The 16,386-nt window shown below is 56.7% G+C and carries 17 protein-coding genes; 11 read left to right on the top strand and 6 right to left on the bottom strand.

Annotated features, from left to right (window positions below):
• Positions 1-27 precede the first annotated feature (27 nt).
• Positions 28-1,515 carry a YifB family Mg chelatase-like AAA ATPase gene (locus BEN74_RS09780; RefSeq protein WP_068908019.1) on the bottom strand — a complete coding sequence of 496 codons (1,488 nt, stop codon included), beginning with the start codon at positions 1,513-1,515 and terminating at the stop codon, positions 28-30.
• 66 nt (positions 1,516-1,581) lie between these two features.
• Entirely contained in the window at positions 1,582-1,809 is a 228-nt protein-coding gene (locus tag BEN74_RS09775; protein WP_068908021.1) for an accessory factor UbiK family protein, read from the bottom strand.
• A 279-nt stretch (positions 1,810-2,088) separates the two neighbouring features.
• Between BEN74_RS09775 and glnK the strand changes: the two genes are divergently transcribed.
• The 7 genes from glnK (at position 2,089) to BEN74_RS09740 (ending at position 8,238) form a co-directional block, all read left to right on the top strand.
• Positions 2,089-2,427, top strand: a complete 339-nt coding sequence (glnK, locus tag BEN74_RS09770; protein ID WP_004650081.1) for a P-II family nitrogen regulator — start codon at positions 2,089-2,091, stop codon at positions 2,425-2,427.
• A 61-nt stretch (positions 2,428-2,488) separates the two neighbouring features.
• Complete coding sequence (locus tag BEN74_RS09765) at positions 2,489-3,883, top strand: ammonium transporter (RefSeq protein ID WP_068908024.1); 1,395 nt, start codon at positions 2,489-2,491, stop codon at positions 3,881-3,883.
• A gap of 152 nt (positions 3,884-4,035) precedes the next feature.
• Positions 4,036-4,494, top strand: coding sequence for a transcriptional regulator NrdR (nrdR, locus tag BEN74_RS09760; protein ID WP_068908026.1), 459 nt, complete (start codon positions 4,036-4,038; stop codon positions 4,492-4,494).
• A 24-nt stretch (positions 4,495-4,518) separates the two neighbouring features.
• Complete coding sequence (ribD, locus tag BEN74_RS09755; protein ID WP_068908029.1) at positions 4,519-5,607, top strand: bifunctional diaminohydroxyphosphoribosylaminopyrimidine deaminase/5-amino-6-(5-phosphoribosylamino)uracil reductase RibD; 1,089 nt, start codon at positions 4,519-4,521, stop codon at positions 5,605-5,607.
• Positions 5,604-6,896, top strand: coding sequence for a DNA adenine methylase (locus tag BEN74_RS09750; RefSeq protein WP_068908031.1), 1,293 nt, complete (start codon positions 5,604-5,606; stop codon positions 6,894-6,896). Before ribD ends, BEN74_RS09750 begins: the two co-directional genes overlap by 4 nt.
• A gap of 24 nt (positions 6,897-6,920) precedes the next feature.
• The gene (locus BEN74_RS09745) at positions 6,921-7,580 is read left to right on the top strand and encodes a riboflavin synthase (RefSeq protein WP_068908033.1); all 660 of its coding nucleotides are present in this window, start codon (positions 6,921-6,923) and stop codon (positions 7,578-7,580) included.
• Between the two features lie 112 nt (positions 7,581-7,692).
• Positions 7,693-8,238, top strand: coding sequence for a VTT domain-containing protein (locus tag BEN74_RS09740; RefSeq protein ID WP_068908036.1), 546 nt, complete (start codon positions 7,693-7,695; stop codon positions 8,236-8,238).
• A 79-nt stretch (positions 8,239-8,317) separates the two neighbouring features.
• Here BEN74_RS09740 and BEN74_RS09735 read toward each other — a convergent pair whose 3' ends face one another.
• The 4 genes from BEN74_RS09735 to BEN74_RS09720 form a co-directional block, all read right to left on the bottom strand.
• A complete protein-coding gene (locus tag BEN74_RS09735; protein WP_068908102.1) occupies positions 8,318-8,536 on the bottom strand; it encodes a hypothetical protein in 219 nt (72 codons plus the stop codon).
• 134 nt (positions 8,537-8,670) lie between these two features.
• Entirely contained in the window at positions 8,671-9,306 is a 636-nt protein-coding gene (locus BEN74_RS09730) for a hypothetical protein (protein WP_068908038.1), read from the bottom strand.
• A gap of 31 nt (positions 9,307-9,337) precedes the next feature.
• Entirely contained in the window at positions 9,338-9,745 is a 408-nt protein-coding gene (locus tag BEN74_RS09725; protein ID WP_068908040.1) for a DNA polymerase III subunit chi, read from the bottom strand.
• A complete protein-coding gene (locus tag BEN74_RS09720) occupies positions 9,738-11,186 on the bottom strand; it encodes a leucyl aminopeptidase (RefSeq protein WP_068908042.1) in 1,449 nt (482 codons plus the stop codon). The genes BEN74_RS09725 and BEN74_RS09720 overlap by 8 nt, the downstream gene beginning before the upstream one ends.
• Positions 11,187-11,345: 159 nt before the next feature.
• Between BEN74_RS09720 and lptF the strand changes: the two genes are divergently transcribed.
• The 4 genes from lptF (at position 11,346) to BEN74_RS09700 (ending at position 16,382) form a co-directional block, all read left to right on the top strand.
• Positions 11,346-12,446: an LPS export ABC transporter permease LptF gene (lptF, locus tag BEN74_RS09715; protein WP_068908044.1), complete on the top strand. Its 1,101-nt coding sequence runs from the start codon at positions 11,346-11,348 to the stop codon at positions 12,444-12,446.
• A 2-nt stretch (positions 12,447-12,448) separates the two neighbouring features.
• Complete coding sequence (gene lptG, locus BEN74_RS09710) at positions 12,449-13,519, top strand: LPS export ABC transporter permease LptG (protein ID WP_068908046.1); 1,071 nt, start codon at positions 12,449-12,451, stop codon at positions 13,517-13,519.
• A gap of 121 nt (positions 13,520-13,640) precedes the next feature.
• Positions 13,641-15,188, top strand: a complete 1,548-nt coding sequence (gene gpmI / locus BEN74_RS09705; RefSeq protein ID WP_068908048.1) for a 2,3-bisphosphoglycerate-independent phosphoglycerate mutase — start codon at positions 13,641-13,643, stop codon at positions 15,186-15,188.
• Positions 15,189-15,209: 21 nt separating this feature from the next.
• Positions 15,210-16,382, top strand: coding sequence for a S41 family peptidase (locus BEN74_RS09700; protein ID WP_068908050.1), 1,173 nt, complete (start codon positions 15,210-15,212; stop codon positions 16,380-16,382).
• Positions 16,383-16,386 lie beyond the last annotated feature (4 nt).

The raw sequence follows: 16,386 nt of genomic DNA, 5'->3' as shown, positions 1-16,386 counted from the left end.
CGCAGGGTGATTTCCGCGCCGCAGCGGTCAGGGCATTTGCCCGCGGTAAGAAAGCGCTTCAGAAAGATGCTGATTTTGAATGTTTTCTGCCTGGGCCAGATCGGCAATGGTGCGGGCTACGCGCAGCACGCGGTGGTAGGCGCGGGCGGACAGGTTCAGGCGCTGCTGCGCCAGCTTCAGCATATGCTGGGCGGCGCTGTCCAAAACGGCATGCTGTTCCAGCTGTGTCGGGCTGAGCGCCATATTGGCCATCCGCTGCCGCTCCATCTGCAGCTGATACGCCTGAAGCACCCGGCCGCGCACGGCGGATGACGGTTCTGCCGGCTGCGTATCCTGCAGCTCATGCGCCTGCAGGTGCGGCACATCAATATGCAGGTCAATGCGGTCCAGCAGCGGCCCGGAAATCCGGTTCTGATAGCGCTTGATGGCATCCGGCGAACACTGGCAGCGCGCATCCTGATTAAAGGCGTAGCCGCAGGGGCAGGGATTCATGGCTGCGATCAGCTGGAAATTGGCCGGAAAAGTGATTTGCCGCGAGGCGCGGGAAATCACAATTTCTTTCGACTCTAAAGGCTGGCGCAGGACTTCCAGCACTTTCCGGTCAAATTCCGGCAGCTCATCCAGAAACAGCACGCCCAAATGCGCCAGCGTAATTTCTCCAGGCTTGGGGTTGGAGCCGCCGCCAACCAGCGCAATTGCGGATGCGGTATGGTGCGGGGCGCGGAACGGACGTTGGCCAAAATCGTGCTTGGCGCTGGCAATAGAATAAATGCTGGCGACTTCCAGATTTTCCTGCATATTCAGCGGCGGCAGAATGCCGGACAGGCGTGAGGCCAGCAGGGTCTTGCCGGTGCCGGGCGGGCCTCTGAACAGCAGGGAATGGCCGCCGGCAGCGGCGATTTCCAAAGCGCGCCGCGGGCGCAGCTGGCCTTTGACATCGGCCAGATCAAAGCGGCAGCCTGGCATGTCTGAACTGCCGGGCGCTGCATACTGAGCCAGCGGCGCAGTCTGCCGCAGATGCTCGCAGACATCCTTTAAATGCCGGGCGGCGAAGACTGTAAAATCCGGCAGCTGCGCGGCTTCCTGCGCATTCTGCTCGGGCAGGATCAGCTGGTGCTGCGCGTGCTGGCAGGCAATTGCAATGCTCAGCGTGCCGCTGACTGGGCGTAAATGCCCATCCAGCGCCAGTTCGCCAATGAATTCCAGCTGTTCCGCCGCCTGTTCCGGCAGCTGGCCGGAAGCGATCAGGATGCCCAGCGCAATGGGCAAGTCCAGCCGTGAACCGTCTTTGGGCAGGTCCGCCGGCGCAAGGTTGATGGTCAGGCGCTTGGTGGGAAACTGGAAGCCGCTGTTGATAATCGCTGACCTGACCCGGTCTTTGCTTTCGCGCACGGCCGCTTCGGCCAGGCCGACAATGGTTAAAGAGGGCAGGCCGTGGCTGAGGTGGACTTCAACTTCAATCAGCGGGGCATGCAGGCCCAACAGCCCGCGGGTATAAATTTTGGCAAAAGACATTTTATTGTTCCATTATAGTGCATTTTTTTTAATCATTATGCGTCTTATGCTGCACCAAGGAGGTGCTTATTTTTTATTCTGAAGCTTCAATTCCAGCGCTTCGACCTGCTTCAGCAATTCGTTCAGGCGCAGGTTGGCGTTATTCAGCGCCGTGCGCTGGCGCTCGATTTCATCTTTGGAAACCAGATCCATTTTGCTGACCGCTTCGTTCAGCAGGGCGCGCAGGTTGTGCTCCAGATCTTTTTTCGGCTGCTCAACCTGTTGCAAAATGGCGTGCAGTAGCGTTTCAATCATTTTTTATGTCCATCTGATGCAGATAAGCAGGCAGTGTAGCATTGCCTTGCGCGAGACTATAGCATTTGAAATGAAATTATCGTGGCGTCCGGCCGCTAATAGGGTAATTCTTATGATAAATATGTCTATTTTTCGCGCCCAAAAAACGCATTAGAAGCTGAAAATAGGTTATAAATAAAACTCATGCCGATGGCGGCTAATTTCCCCCGGCCTTAGCCGCTTTGGCATGAAAATTGAACATAAAACCTTACAGGTGAAATAAGCCGAAGGAAACCAGACATGAAACTCGTAACTGCAATTGTAAAACCCTTTAAATTGGATGATGTGCGCGAAGCGCTCTCGGAAATCGGTGTTCAAGGGATCACCGTCACTGAAGTCAAAGGCTTTGGCCGCCAGAAAGGCCATACGGAACTGTACCGCGGCGCGGAATATGTCGTGGATTTCCTGCCTAAAGTAAAAATTGAAATTGCGATCAGCGATGAAATGGTCGATTCAGTGATTGAATCCATCACCCGCGTGGCCAGCACAGGAAAAATCGGCGACGGCAAGATCTTCGTCACCAATTTGGAGCAGGTCATCCGTATCCGTACCGGTGAGACAGGCGCTGACGCTGTCTAAGGCATTGGCACGAAGTTTGCTGAGTAGCTAATAACTCACAAAATAAGGTTGGGGGACACGAATGAAAAAAATACTGATTGCGCTCAGTCTATCTGGCGCACTTTTAGGCGGTTCTGCTGCATGGGCTGAACAAGCCGCAACAGCGCCAGCCTCTTCAGAAATTGCCGCAGCGGCTGACAGCACCGCTTTAATTCCTGCCGCGGAAGCGCCGGCCGTTACGGCTGAAGCTGCGCCAGCGCCTGCAGCGGAAGCGCCGAAACTGGACACCGGCGACACCGCATGGATTCTGGTTTCCACCGCACTGGTTCTGCTCATGACCATTCCGGGCTTGGCGCTGTTCTACGGCGGCATGGTCCGCAAGAAAAACGTCTTAAGCACAATGGCGCACAGCTTTGTGGCGGCGGCCATTGTCAGCATTACCTGGGTGGCGGTTGGCTATACGCTGGCGTTCAGCGGGGGCAATGCATTTGTTGGCGGGCTGGATAAGCTGATGCTGGCCGGCATCGGCACAGATGCGCTGACTGGAACTATTCCTGAAATTCTGTTTGTTATTTTCCAAATGACTTTTGCCATCATTACCGTGGCGATCATTACCGGTTCAATTGCGGAACGCATGAAATTCGGCGCTTTCGTGGCTTTCATTACCGTCTGGTCGGTGGTTGTGTACGCGCCGATTACTCACTGGGTATGGGGCGGCGGCTGGCTCGGAAGCGATGGCGCGCTGGATTTCGCCGGCGGTACGGTGGTGCATATTAACTCAGGCGTCGCCGGCCTGGTGGCTGCCTACATGCTGGGCAAGCGCATGGGCTTGGGCCGCGAGTCGATGGCGCCGCATAACTTAACCCTGACGGTCATTGGCGCAAGCCTGGTTTGGGTTGGCTGGTTCGGCTTCAACGGCGGTTCGGCTCTGGGCGCCAACGGCTCAGCAGGCTATGCTTTGGTGGCGACGCAAGTGGCTGCTGCAGCGGCGGCGGCGGCCTGGCTGATCACTGAAAAAGTGGTGCGCGGCAAATCTTCAGTCCTAGGCGGCGCATCCGGCGCAGTCGCAGGCCTGGTGGTGATTACGCCGGCAGCCGGTTTTGTCACTGTCGGCGGCGCGATGGCCATGGGCCTGATTGGCGGCGTAGTGTGCTTCTGGGGCATTACAGCGCTGAAGCGCGCCCTGAAAGCGGATGACTCTTTAGACGCCTTTGGCCTGCACGGTGTCGGCGGCATTGTCGGCGCGATCCTGACCGCATTCTTCGCCAGCCCGTTCATTATGGGCGACAAGGCGCCAACGGACATGATGCATCAGCTGTGGGTTCAGGTGGAAGGCGTTTTGGCAACCATCGCTTACTCCGCTGTACTGACTTTCGTGATCCTGAAAGTGATTGATCTGGCGATCGGCATCCGCGTTGCGTCTGATGATGAACGCATGGGCCTGGACTTGAGCCAGCACGGCGAGCGCATAGAATAATTATTCAGCGCAGCGCTCTGCATGCAATATCAATATATTGTGTAAAACAGCCCGAAAGGGCTGTTTTTTTTCCATATCTTGCGTAATGCTCTACAAAGCGCATAATTTTTGCTACACTTTGAATCCATCAGGATTTGTTCAATTAAACCGCTATGCATTGTCCATTTTGCAACGCTGCAGACAGTAAAGTGATAGATTCGCGCTTGGCGGCGGAAGGCTGCCAAATCCGCCGCCGCCGCGAGTGCATCAGCTGCGGCGAGCGGTTTACCACTTTTGAAAGCTATGAAGTCGTCATGCCGCGCGTGCTGAAGTCCGACGGCAAAAGCGAGCCTTTTGATGAAGCCAAGCTGCGGCGCTCGCTGATGCATGCCCTGCAGAAGCGTCCGGTCACGCAGGAACAGATTGAAACGGTTTTAAGCGACATTCAGCTGCAGATCCGCCGCCTGGGCGAGCGCGATGTCAAATCCCGCACCATCGGCGAAATTGTCATGCAGTCGCTGTTCGCTCTGGATCATGTGGCCTATGTGCGCTTTGCATCGGTATATCAGGATTTTCAGGATGTCGAAGCCTTCCGCCGCCAGATTGAGCAGATGCAGCAGCGTGAACACTGAATTTTCAACGAATGAGCGCCTTGCATGACTGAGTTAAGCCAAGACCAAATCTGGATGAAGCGCGCCATTGAGCTGGCGCGGCTTGGACAGTATTCCACCAGGCCCAATCCGAATGTCGGCTGCGTGATTGTTAAAGACGGCCAGCTGGCCGGCGAGGGCTTTCACCCTCAGGCGGGCCAGCCGCATGCAGAAGTCTTTGCCCTGCGCCAGGCCGGCGCCTTGGCGCTCGGTGCAACCGCCTATGTGACGCTTGAGCCCTGCGCGCATTATGGCCGCACGCCGCCCTGCGCCAAAGGCCTGGTCGAGGCCGGAGTGGCCCGGGTCGTGGTGGCCTGCCCGGATCCGAATCCGCTGGTGGCCGGCAAAGGCATGCAAATCCTGCAGGACGCCGGCATTGCGGTTGAAAGCGGCGTCTGCCGGGAAGAAGCGCAGCAGCTGAACTTGGGCTTTCTGAAGGCTATGGCCGAAGGCATGCCCTATGTGCGCCTGAAAATCGCCTCCAGCCTGGACGGCCGCACCGCAATGGCTTCGGGCGAATCCAAGTGGATTACCGGCCCTGAAGCGCGCCTGGATGTGCAGCACTGGCGCGCCATTTCCGGCGCGGTCATTACCGGCATCAATACCGTTTTAGCCGATGACTGCCAGCTGAATGTGCGCCAGCTGCCAGGCCATGCTTCGGCTGCGCATGCGGTGCAGCCGAAACGGCTGGTTTTAGACCGCCAAGGCCGGCTGCCGCTGACGGCAAAAATTTTAGCGCAGCCTGAAGAGGTGATGGTCATGGGGCCATTCCGCCAGGAGCTGGCCGATTTAGGCGTCACGCAGTTTGCCGTGCAGCCGCTGAAAGCGCTGCTGCAGGCTTTGGCGCAGCAGCATCAGATTTATGATGTGCTGGTGGAAGCCGGCGCGGCATTATCGACTGCATTTTTGCAGGAAAACTTAGCCGATGAACTGATCAGCTATGTTGCGCCGGCATTTTTAGGCCGTTCAGCGCGCGCAATGTTCAATGCGGATTTCAGCCGCATGGCAGAGCAGCTCCGCTTTAAGCTCATTGAGGTCACGCAAGTGGGTGAAGATGTGCGCTTAAGGCTAATTCCTTCACAAGAGACGCTATGAATCCAGAGTCTACGGTTTATCACAAGCGCCGCCATGCGGCCCGCACCACCGATGAATACCTGTTCCATCAGCTGGTTCCTTATCTGGGGAACAAGCGCCGCTTGCTGCATCTGATTTTAGAGGCGCTGGAAAGCACTGGAACGCTGAACCGTGAAGATGGCCGCGCGCCGATTTTTGCCGACTTTTTTGCCGGCTCCGGGGTGGTTTCGCGCCTTGCCCGGCAGAACGGCTACCGGGTGATCGCCAATGACTGGGAACCCTACAGCCATGCCCTGAACAGCGCGATTTTATCCTGCACCGATGCGCCGGCATTTAAGGAGCTGGGCGGCTATCAGAAAGCCATTGATTATTTGAACCGCCTGCCGGAAGTTAAAGGCTGGGTGACGCACAACCTCTGCCCGCGCAATGACGAAATTTATGATCCGGCCCGCGACCGCCTGTTCTTCAAGCGCCGCAACGGCATGCGCATTGACGCGATCCGCCAGCAGATCGCCGCATGGCAGGCGCAGGGCGCGATTGATGATGTTGAGATGAGCGCGCTGCTGGCGCCGCTGCTGTATTCCGCCAGCTTTGTCAGCAACACCAGCGGGGTCTTTAAAAGCTTCCACCACGGCTGGGGCGGCAAAACCCAAACCGCTTTGGAGCGCATTGAATCGCTGCTGTGGCTGACCCCGAGCCGCTTCTGCGAAACCGGCGACGCCAAGCGCCCGGCAGCTGAAATGTGGTGCGTCGATGCGCAGCATCTGGCCAATCAGATGAGCGGCTTTGAGGTGGATGTGGCTTATCTGGATCCGCCGTATAACCAGCATGCCTACAGCAGCAACTACCATGTGCTGAATGCCTTGACGCTGTGGGATCAGGCCGATTTGCCGAGCCCGGACACCAAAGGCTTTAAGAGCGGGATTGACCGCGCATGGCGCAAAGAGCGCCCAAGCCCGTATAATTCTTCCAAGCATGCCAAAGAAGCCTATGAAAAATTGCTGGAAACAATTAATGCGCGCTTTATCCTGACCAGCTATTCTACCGACGGCAATATTGAAGCGGCCGACCTGCTGCAGGCCAATCTAAAGCGCGGCCGGGTAACGCTGCTGACGCAGGATGTGCCGCGCTACCGGGTCAGCAAGCAGCGCCAGTCCGAGCGCGCGCGCGTGCTGGAGTTCATCGTGATTACCGATACGCACGCCAAATCAGGGCCGCCGATCCGCCAGCTTTTAGGCCAGCTGCATCATTTTGCGGAACTAGGCGGCGTAGACACCACCGGGGTCAGCACGCAGCTGGCGCTGTGGTAAACCCATACATTATCGAGTACCGCTATGTTTACAGGCATTATTGAAAGTTTAGGCAAAGTTGAAAGCATGCAAAGCGTTGGCGGCGATGTGCGCCTGCGCATTCAAACCGGTTTGGATATGTCGGATGTGCATCTGGGCGACTCCATCGCCACCAACGGCATCTGCCTGACCGTCATTGAGTGGGGCGACAGCTGGTACGCCGCCGATGTTTCGCGCGAAAGCCTGAACCGCACCACTTTAGGCCAGTGGAAAGTCGGCCAGCCGGTGAATGTGGAAAAAGCCATGCTGCCGACCACCCGTTTCGGCGGGCACATTGTCAGCGGGCATGTGGATGCGGTGGGGGAGATTACCGTGGTGCGCGAAGATGCGCGCTCGATCTACTACGAAGTGGCCGCGCCGGCTGAAATCGCCAGGTATCTGGCGGAAAAAGGCTCGGTTACGGTAGACGGCATCAGCCTCACCATCAACCACCTGCGTGGCAGCGTGCTGAGCCTGAACCTGATTCCGCATACCGCTGAGCGCACCAATATCGGCACCTGGAAAGCCGGCACCAAAGTCAATCTGGAAGTTGATGTGCTGGCGCGCTATATTGAGCGCCTATTGCTGGGCGACAAGGCTGCTGAAGCCACCCAGCAGTCAAAAATCAGCATGGATTTTCTGGCTGAAAATGGCTTCCTGAAATAAGCTGAACTGCAAATAAAACAGACAGTCTGGTTGAAAAATTAGACTGTTTTTTTATTTTCGGGTAATAATGCTGCACGTGATGAACTTGAACAGATGATTTGGATCGGTGCCGATGATTGATTTCCTGATGAACCTTGAGCAATGGCTGCCGATGCTGCTGGAGCAATATGGCGTATGGATTTACGCGATTTTATTCCTGGTGATTTTTGCGGAAACAGGCTCAGTGTTCATGTTCTTCCTGCCCGGAGACAGCCTGCTGATCGCTGTCGGCGCCTTATGCTCCACCACGGACGCCGTGCATCTGCATTACATGTTCAGCCTGCTGTTTGCGGCTTCGGTGCTGGGCTATACCGTCAATTACTATACCGGCAGCCTGCTGGGGCTGAAATTTTTCAATAAGCATTCGCGTTACTTTAAGCCGGCCTATATGGTGAAAACCAATGCCTATTTCGTCAAGCATGGCGGAAAAACCATTTTAATGGCGCGCTTTGTGCCTTTCGTGCGCTCTTTTGCGCCTTTTGCGGCCGGCTCCGCGCACATGAACCTCGCCACCTTCACTTTTTACAATGTGGTGGGCGGCCTGATCTGGCTGGGCCTGCTGCTCGGCATCGGCTACGGCCTGGGGCATACGGTTTCCGCTGTGGCGGATCTGGTCTGAAACTGCACGCCTGCGCAATAAAAAAGCCCGCGAGCGGGCTTTTTAGCATTCAAGCAGCAGTTAAATTCTTTTCAGATGGTTAATGCTTGGTCACCAGCAGCGAAGCGCTGCCGATGCGGGCCGGCGCATCTTCCGCAGCCGCGATTGAAAAGCTGCCTTTTTCCGACTCGCGGGACAGAAAGACCGAGACTGACTGAAAGTCGGCGCGGCTGAGCCATAAGTCCTGCGCGCTGATGATGCATTCTTCACCGGCAGGCAAAGCTGCGATTTTGCGGGTAATTCGGTTCAAGATGTCCATAGAAGTTTCCTGATCAAAACGGTGCATTCGCCGATAAAGGGGAAAAAGCCCAGAGCTTGGCGGCGCCGGGCGGATATGAACATCGTGCTGCAAAAACATGTCATTTTTATGACATTGGCTTATAAATCTGCAGCTTATGTTTTATTTTCCGGTATTTCACTGGAAAAGCCGGAATTTTTCAGGATATAGTCAATTTCTTCCTGCGCCGCGGCCTGCAGCTTGGCGCGGAAAGCTGCCACCGCCTGCTCAATCTGGCTTTCCGCCTCCAGCTCCAGGCGGATGCGCACGCTTTCCAGCTCGGAAAGCATCTGATGGTCGGAGACCGCCAAGCCTTTGGCGAAATTGAAGGGGCTGCCTTCCGGGTTTTTATGGTAGCGCGAGGTGTAGGTCAGGGTGTCGCGCTCAACAGTCTGGCGGATCAGGGCCAAAGTCTGCGCCTGTTCGGCAAAGCGGCGCAGCTCATCCTGCTGCAGCTGTTCCGCGTAGGCCTGCTGCGCCGCGCGCTTTTCCTGCAGCGAACGCTCCAGCGCCTGCTGCCTGCGGATGCGCGCCTCTTCAATCAGCTGCGCCTTGCGCGCCGCATAGGCCGCTTCAATCCGCTGGAAAGACAGCTGCTGCTGCTTTTGATCGGCTTCAAGCCAGCGCTGAATATCGCTGTCCGGCTGCAGCGCCTCGCAGATGCGCCCGAGGTCATCAATAAAGGTCTGGCGCACCGCGTCAGGCACATTCAGCCAGCGCTGCTTGAAGTCTGGACCAACATTTAATGCCACGGCGGCATCTCCTTAAGTATGAATCAGGCGCCTAGAGCTTGAACGTCTGCGGTTCAATGCCCCAGCGGCGGTACTGCTTGAATTTTTCCCGGCCAATGATTTTAGCCGGCTCATTGTTTTCAATAATTTCAATAATGTGGCTAAATTTCGCATACTGTTCAAGCGCTTGATTGTTAAAATTAAACACAATCCAGTCTGCGGCGTCCGGCAGCTGCGCGGAAATGCAGACCGGCGCATCCTGCTGGTCGATGCCGTGCGGGATAAAGCCCGCGGCGTCAAAGCTCCAGAGGCGCTCATCCAGCTGCTGGCGCAGGCCTGCATCCCCGCACCACAGCCAGATGCGCTCCGGCTGGCGCAGGATTTTGCGGCACAGGCGGCAGGCGCTTTCGACCTGCCGCTCAGGGCTTGTTTCAAACAGGTAAAAGCTGAGCTTAGCCATTCGCTTGCGCACGGCTGGCCAGGAACTGCATCAGCAATGGCACTGGACGGCCAGTTGCGCCTTTCTGCGCGCCTGAATTCCATGCTGTGCCGGCAATGTCCAGATGCGCCCAGCGGTAGTCGCGGGTAAAGCGCTGCAGGAAGCAGGCGGCGGTTACCGCGCCGGCTTTCGGGCCGCCGATGTTGGCGATATCGGCTAATGGCGAGTCCAGCTGTTCCTGATAGTCGTCAATCACCGGCATGCGCCATACGCGGTCAAAAGCGGTCTGGCCGGCAGCCGACAATTCAGCCGCCAGCTCATCGTCCGGGGTAAACAGGCCGGTCAGCACTGAGCCCAAAGCCACCACGCAGGCGCCGGTCAAGGTCGCAATATCAATCACCAGCGCCGGGTTGAAGCGCTTAATATAGGTCAGGGCATCGCACAGCACTAAACGGCCTTCGGCGTCGGTATTTAAAATTTCAACGGTTTGCCCGCTCATGCTGGCCACAATGTCGCCCGGGCGGGTGGCATGGCCGGACGGCATGTTTTCGGCGGCTGCAATGGCGCCCACTACATGAATCGGCAGTTTGGCTTCGCACAGCGCGCGCAGCGTGCCCAGCACGGAAGCGGCGCCGCACATGTCGAATTTCATTTCGTCCATGCCCAGGCCCGGCTTCAGCGAAATGCCGCCGGTGTCAAAAGTCACGCCTTTGCCGACCAGCACTACCGGCGCTTCATGGCGGCAGGCTAAGTATTCGAGGGTAATGATGCGCCCCGGGCGTTCCGAACCTTTGCTGACGGCAAGGAAAGCGCCCATGCCCAGTTCCGCCATCTGCGCCTCATCCAGCACCGTTACCTGCAGCTGCTCCGGAAATTCGGCGGCTAAAGCCAGCGCCTGTTCCGCCAGATATTCCGGGAAGCAGATGTTGCCCGGGCGGTTGCCCAAGTCGCGGGCGAAGTTCTGGCCATGCTGAATGGCGGTGATCAGGCTGAGCTGCTGTTCAGTCAGCGCGGTTTGGCTGGCAATTAAATTGACCTGTTCCAGCGCGAATTCATTCTTTTTCGATTTGTATTCATCAAAGGCGTAGGCGGCCTGGGTCAGGCTTAATGCAAATAGGTAATGCAGCTCCTGCGGCAGCGCGGAAATATCAATGCTGATCTGCTGGAATTTTTTTTGTGACGTTTTAATAATTGTTTGTGCAATTTTTGCTAACTGCGCCGGCTTTAATTCAGCTGCTTTGCCGATGCCGGCCAGCGCGCTGCTGCGGCAGGCCGGGGCTGAATCCAGCAGCGCCAGAATTTCATTCAAGCCGGCCTTGAATTGCGCAGCCTCAATAATGCTTTCTAAGTTTTTGATTTGATATAAGTCGGCAGCATTTTGAACCTGTTCAGAATCGGCTAATATCAACAAATATGGGCTGGACGCATGCGCTTGGAATGACGTATTAATTGTTAGTTTCATAGACGGTATTCGTGCCTTTTAAAATTTGCAAACCATTAAACCATTGAAACATTTTAATGAATAGGATTTCAATGTGCTGCAAGGGTATAGGTTTTATATTTTCCGCATTCGGGTAAACTAGCGCTAGTTTTATTCCCTCTCTTTTTTGGAAGAATTAATTTGATTATTCGGCGTTATCTGGTCAAGCAAGTGGTGTCGACATCCCTGGTTGTGATTGCCTTACTGACCTTGATCATGATGGGCGGCCGGCTGATCAAGTATTTTGGCGTGGCTGCGCAGGGCCGCCTGGATGCCGGCATTCTGTTCAGTATCATTGGCTACCGCCTGCCGGAATTTCTGACGCTAATTCTGCCGCTGGGCTTCTTCATCGGCCTGATGCTGGTGTTTGGCCGCCTGTATGTGGACCATGAAATGGCGGTGCTGAACGGCAGCGGGGTCAGCCGCAACCAGCTGGCGCGCCTGCTGCTTCCGATGACCGCGGTATTTCTGGCGGTGCAGGCCTTTCTGATGCTTTATGCATCGCCTTGGGGCCTGCGCAAGTTCGAGGCTCTGACCACCAGCCAGGCGGTGCGCACCGGCTTTGATCTGGTGCGCCCGAAAGAATTCATTTCCTCCGGCCCCTATACCATTTACGCCGGCGACCTGTCCGAAGACCGCAAAAATCTGAAGGATATTTTCTTCTATCAGCGCGCGGAAAAAGAAGGCAAGCCGGATGTGATTATTCTGGCCAAAGAAGCCACCCGGGTTGAAATGCAGAATGATGCGGCCAATGTGGTGGATCTGGTTGAAGGGCGGCGCTACGAAATTTATCCGGGGCAGCCGCGCTATTCGCAGGCTGAATTCCAAAGCTACCGCCTGCGCCTGGAAAATGATGCCGAAGCCAAGTTTGAAAGCGCCGAAGTTGAAGCCCTGCCGACCGCCAAGCTGTGGGCCAACCGGGCCGACCCGGTGGTGGCCAGCGAGCTGGGCTGGCGCGCCTTTGTGCCGTTTTCGATTGCCGTGGCCCTGCTGCTGGCGGTGGCGCTGTCTGAAGTCAGCCCGCGCCAGGGGCGCTATTTAAAGCTGTTCCCGGCCTTGCTGATCTTCGCCAGCCTGATTGTGGCGCTCATGGCGGTGAAAACCCGCATTTCCAAAGATGAGATGGGCATCTGGGCCTATCCGGCTATTTTACTGGCCTATGCCATCGCTGCCGCGCTGTTCTCGCGCAAGCAGAAGCTGGCGCCGAAAATTAAAAAGCAAATTCAGCGAGTGAGGTCTTAACAATGTTAGCACGCCGTATTATTGCCAAACATGTGACCAAAACCACTGCGCTCGCCATGCTGGGCGCAACCGCGGTCCTGTCCGGCCTGCAGGTGCTGTTCACCTATCTGGGCGAACTGGGTTCGCTGAAGGACGGCTATGGCGCATGGGATGCCTTCCTGCACGTGCTGTGGGGCGCGCCGAATGCGCTGTATGAAATCCTGCCGATCTCGGCGCTGATTGGCGCGGTGCTGGGCTTGGGCACTTTGGCCTCCAGCAGCGAGCTGATTGTGATGCGCTCGGTCGGGGTCAGCCTGTGGCGCATTGTCGGCTGGGTAATCCGCTCGGCATTGATTCTGGTGGTGCTGTCCTTTGCCCTGAGCGAATGGGTCATTCCCTATACCAATGAAAAAGCCGACAGCATCAAGAGCCACCGCACGGCCGCTGAACTGGGCGAAGTGAAAGGCTACTGGACCCGTGAAGGCCAGCGCTTCATCTATATTGATTACGCCAACTCGCAGGGCCAGCTGAAAAATGTGCAGGTGGTGGATTTTGATGACAGCTACCGCTTGCGCGGCAGCCTGGGCGCAGAGCAGGGGCAGTTTGTTTCAGACGGCAGCTGGACGCTGAAAAACGCCGCGCAGATGGATATTCTGAGCAATGGCGATGCGGTGCTGGAGCGCAGCAGCCAATTGCCTTTGTCTTTGGCGCTGCAGCCGAAATACGTGCATATGGTGACTTTAGACCCTGAAGACCTGTCGCCGAGCCAGCTGGTCAGCTTCATGAGCTATCTGGATGAGTACAGCCAGGTGCCGAAAACCTATCAGCTGGCCTTCTGGCAGAAAGCGGCTTCGCCGCTGGCCCTGATTGCGCTGGTGGTGATTGCCTGCTCGTTTATTTTCGGCCCGCTGCGCCAGCAGTCCATGGGCTTCCGCCTGGTGATCGCGCTGTTTACCGGCTTAGGGTTTTTCTACCTGCAGGACTTCCTCGGCTATGCCAGCCTGGTGTATTCGCCGTCGCCGGCGTGGTTTGTTTTTGTGCCGATTGCGCTGATTCTTGCGGCCGGCGGCTACCTGCTGCACCGCGCCAGATAGCGGGCAGCATCGGGCGGGGCAATCCGCCTGAACAGGATTAACGCTGCCCGGAACATAGAGTCTTGAGTGAAAATTCGGTAAGATAGCGGGATTAATTTACAGACCTGAAGAGTGCGCAATAATGACGGATGCAGCTGCTGGCAAAATTCCCCATGTTTTAGTGATTATGGACGGCATCGGACACCGCGAAGAGGTGAAAGACAACGCCTTCTTGGCGGCCCAGCGCCCGAATTTGAACGCTATGCAGGCAAAGCATCCGCATAGCCTGATCTCCGGCTCAGGCGAAGATGTCGGCTTGCCGGACGGCCAGATGGGCAACTCTGAAGTCGGCCACATGAACCTTGGCGCCGGCCGCGTGCTGTATCAGGACTTCACCCGCATCACCAAAGACATCCGCACCGGCGCGTTCTTTGAGCACGAAGTGCTGGTGGACGCTGTGGAAAAAGCCAAAGCGGCCGGCGGCGCGGTGCACATCATGGGCCTGCTGTCGCAGGGCGGGGTGCATTCGCATGAAGACCATATTGTGGCGATGGCGGAATTGGCGCTGAAGCGCGGCGCCAAAGTCCTGCTGCATGCATTTTTAGACGGCCGCGATACGCCGCCGAAAAGCGCGCAGCCGTCACTGCAGAAGCTGGATGCATTGTTTGCGCAGTATCCGGGCCAGGGCCGCATCGCGACCCTGATCGGGCGCTACTTCGCCATGGACCGCGACAACCGCTGGGACCGCGTAGAGCAGGCTTACCGCCTGCTGACCGAAGGCGAAGCTGCGCGCACAGCGGCCACGGCAGTGGAGGGCCTGGAGCAGGCCTATGCCGCCGGTGAAAGTGATGAATTTGTCAAAGCGACCCGCATCGGCGGACTGGCAAAAGTTCAGGACGGCGACAGCGTGGTCTTTATGAACTTCCGCGCTGACCGCGCGCGTGAAATCACCAAGGCCTTTGTGGAAAAGGATTTTGCCGGCTTTGAGCGAAAAACGGTTCCAGCCCTGTCCAAATTTGTCATGCTGACCCGCTATCAGGCCAGCATTGATGCGCCGGTGGCCTATATGCCGGAAACCTTGGTGAATTCAATTGGCGAATACCTGTCCGGCCTGGGCAAAACCCAGCTGCGGATTGCGGAAACTGAAAAATACGCGCATGTGACTTTCTTCTTCAGCGGCGGCCGCGAAGACGAATATCCAGGCGAAAAGCGCATCCTGATTCCGTCTCCGAATGTGGCGACCTATGACCTGAAGCCGGAAATGAGCGCCTATGAAGTCACCGATGAGCTGGTGGCGGCCATCAATTCCGGCGAATTTGACCTGCTGGTGGTGAACTATGCCAACGGCGACATGGTCGGCCATACCGGCGTCTTTGAGGCTGCGGTGAAAGCGGTTGAAGCGGTAGACGCCTGCCTGGGCCGGGTGTATGAAGCGGTAATGGCGAAGAAAGGCCATATGCTGATTACCGCCGATCACGGCAATGTCGAGCAGATGCAGGACTACGTCAGCGGCCAGGTGCATACGCAGCATACCACTGAACTGGTGCCGTTTATTTATGCCGGTCCGGCTGCTGCGGTGATTGATGAAGGCGGCGTATTGGCGGATGTCGCGCCGACGCTGCTGACCTTGATGAATCTGCCGGTGCCCGCTGAAATGCAGGGCCGCAATCTGATTCATTTAACAGCTTAAGCATAGGCAGGGGATGGAAGCATGGCGCAAGCGCACTGGAAATCTGCGGTACTGTTCAGCGCACTGAGCTGCGCCAGCCATTTTGCATGGGGAGCCGGCAAAGCGCCGGCTGCCGATGAATTTGACGGAGGCTATGAGCAGAGCTATGCGGAAATCCCGGTTGAATCCATCCAGCAGTTTGTGCAGATTTACGGCATCGTCAAAGACAATTATGTCAAGGAAAAAACCGACGATGAGCTGTTTCAGCAGGCCATCAGGGGCCTGGTCAGCGGCCTGGACCGCTATTCCAGATACCTGCCGCCGGAAGACTATAAGCAGCTGCTGCAGTATACCGAAGGCGACCTGGCCTCGGTCGATTTCAACCTGCGCTTTGATCCGGCGCTGCAGCATTGGGTTATTCATGGCCTAAAGCCGGATGCTGATTCGGCCAAACTGGGCCTGATCAATGGCGTAACAGTGTATAAAATTGAAGATCAGGAGCTGAAAAAGCTCAATCAGGATCAGGTCAAGCATTTGCTGGACGGCGCGATCGGCTCCACCCTGACGCTGCAGCTGTCCGCCGGCAGCGCGCCGATGAATCTGGTGCGCAATACCAAAATTGAAACCGATATTGAATCCAGACTGTTGAATAATCAGGTGCTGGTGCTGCATGTCAAAGTTTTCCAGCAGGATACCGCCAATGAAGTGAAGCGCCTCATTGAAAGCCATGCCTCGCCGCGCCTGAAGGCTGTGCTGTTTGACCTGCGCAATAATCCCGGCGGGCTGCTGTCGGCTGCCGTGGAGTCGGCTGACCTGTTTTTGAATCAGGGGGTGATTGTTTCGACCAAAAGCCGCTCGGAAGGCGATCAGCAGTTTCAGGCTTTGCCAAGCTTGGAATTTCAGAACCTGAAAGTCGGCATTTTGCAGAATAAGCGCTCTGCATCGGCCGCGGAAGTCTTTACCGCCGCCATGAAAGAGCATGGGCGCGCCTGGGTTGCCGGTGAAAAAAGCTACGGCAAGGGCGTGGTGCAGAAGCTGTTTCCGCTCAGCAATGGCGCGGCCCTGCAAATGACTGTTTCGCAGTACTATACGCCCAGCGGCCGGATGATTGAAGGCACAGGCGTGCAGCCGAATTTAAGCTATCCGCTCCCGCACGACATGCGGGAGGACAGCTATGTTGAGCATATTGCCGACCTGCTGCTGGCGCAGAAATAAGGCC

Origin of the sequence: Acinetobacter sp. WCHAc010034 (assembly GCF_001696615.3) — a bacterium.
Taxonomy (GTDB): domain Bacteria; phylum Pseudomonadota; class Gammaproteobacteria; order Pseudomonadales; family Moraxellaceae; genus Acinetobacter.
This window is presented reverse-complemented; position numbering and strand designations above follow the sequence as displayed.

Excerpts from the sequence above, each read along its gene's own strand:
- BEN74_RS09750 (WP_068908031.1), top strand. The coding sequence starts at position 5,604 with ATGAATCCAGAGTCTACGGTTTATCACAAGCGCCGCCATGCGGCCCGC.
- BEN74_RS09735 (WP_068908102.1), bottom strand. The coding sequence starts at position 8,536 with ATGGACATCTTGAACCGAATTACCCGCAAAATCGCAGCTTTGCCTGCC.
- BEN74_RS09740 (WP_068908036.1), top strand. The coding sequence starts at position 7,693 with ATGATTGATTTCCTGATGAACCTTGAGCAATGGCTGCCGATGCTGCTG.
- BEN74_RS09780 (WP_068908019.1), bottom strand. The coding sequence starts at position 1,515 with ATGTCTTTTGCCAAAATTTATACCCGCGGGCTGTTGGGCCTGCATGCC.
- BEN74_RS09700 (WP_068908050.1), top strand. The coding sequence starts at position 15,210 with ATGGCGCAAGCGCACTGGAAATCTGCGGTACTGTTCAGCGCACTGAGC.
- gpmI (WP_068908048.1), top strand. The coding sequence starts at position 13,641 with ATGACGGATGCAGCTGCTGGCAAAATTCCCCATGTTTTAGTGATTATG.
- lptG (WP_068908046.1), top strand. The coding sequence starts at position 12,449 with ATGTTAGCACGCCGTATTATTGCCAAACATGTGACCAAAACCACTGCG.
- BEN74_RS09720 (WP_068908042.1), bottom strand. The coding sequence starts at position 11,186 with ATGAAACTAACAATTAATACGTCATTCCAAGCGCATGCGTCCAGCCCA.
- nrdR (WP_068908026.1), top strand. The coding sequence starts at position 4,036 with ATGCATTGTCCATTTTGCAACGCTGCAGACAGTAAAGTGATAGATTCG.
- ribD (WP_068908029.1), top strand. The coding sequence starts at position 4,519 with ATGACTGAGTTAAGCCAAGACCAAATCTGGATGAAGCGCGCCATTGAG.
- BEN74_RS09745 (WP_068908033.1), top strand. The coding sequence starts at position 6,921 with ATGTTTACAGGCATTATTGAAAGTTTAGGCAAAGTTGAAAGCATGCAA.
- BEN74_RS09775 (WP_068908021.1), bottom strand. The coding sequence starts at position 1,809 with ATGATTGAAACGCTACTGCACGCCATTTTGCAACAGGTTGAGCAGCCG.
- BEN74_RS09765 (WP_068908024.1), top strand. The coding sequence starts at position 2,489 with ATGAAAAAAATACTGATTGCGCTCAGTCTATCTGGCGCACTTTTAGGC.
- BEN74_RS09725 (WP_068908040.1), bottom strand. The coding sequence starts at position 9,745 with ATGGCTAAGCTCAGCTTTTACCTGTTTGAAACAAGCCCTGAGCGGCAG.
- glnK (WP_004650081.1), top strand. The coding sequence starts at position 2,089 with ATGAAACTCGTAACTGCAATTGTAAAACCCTTTAAATTGGATGATGTG.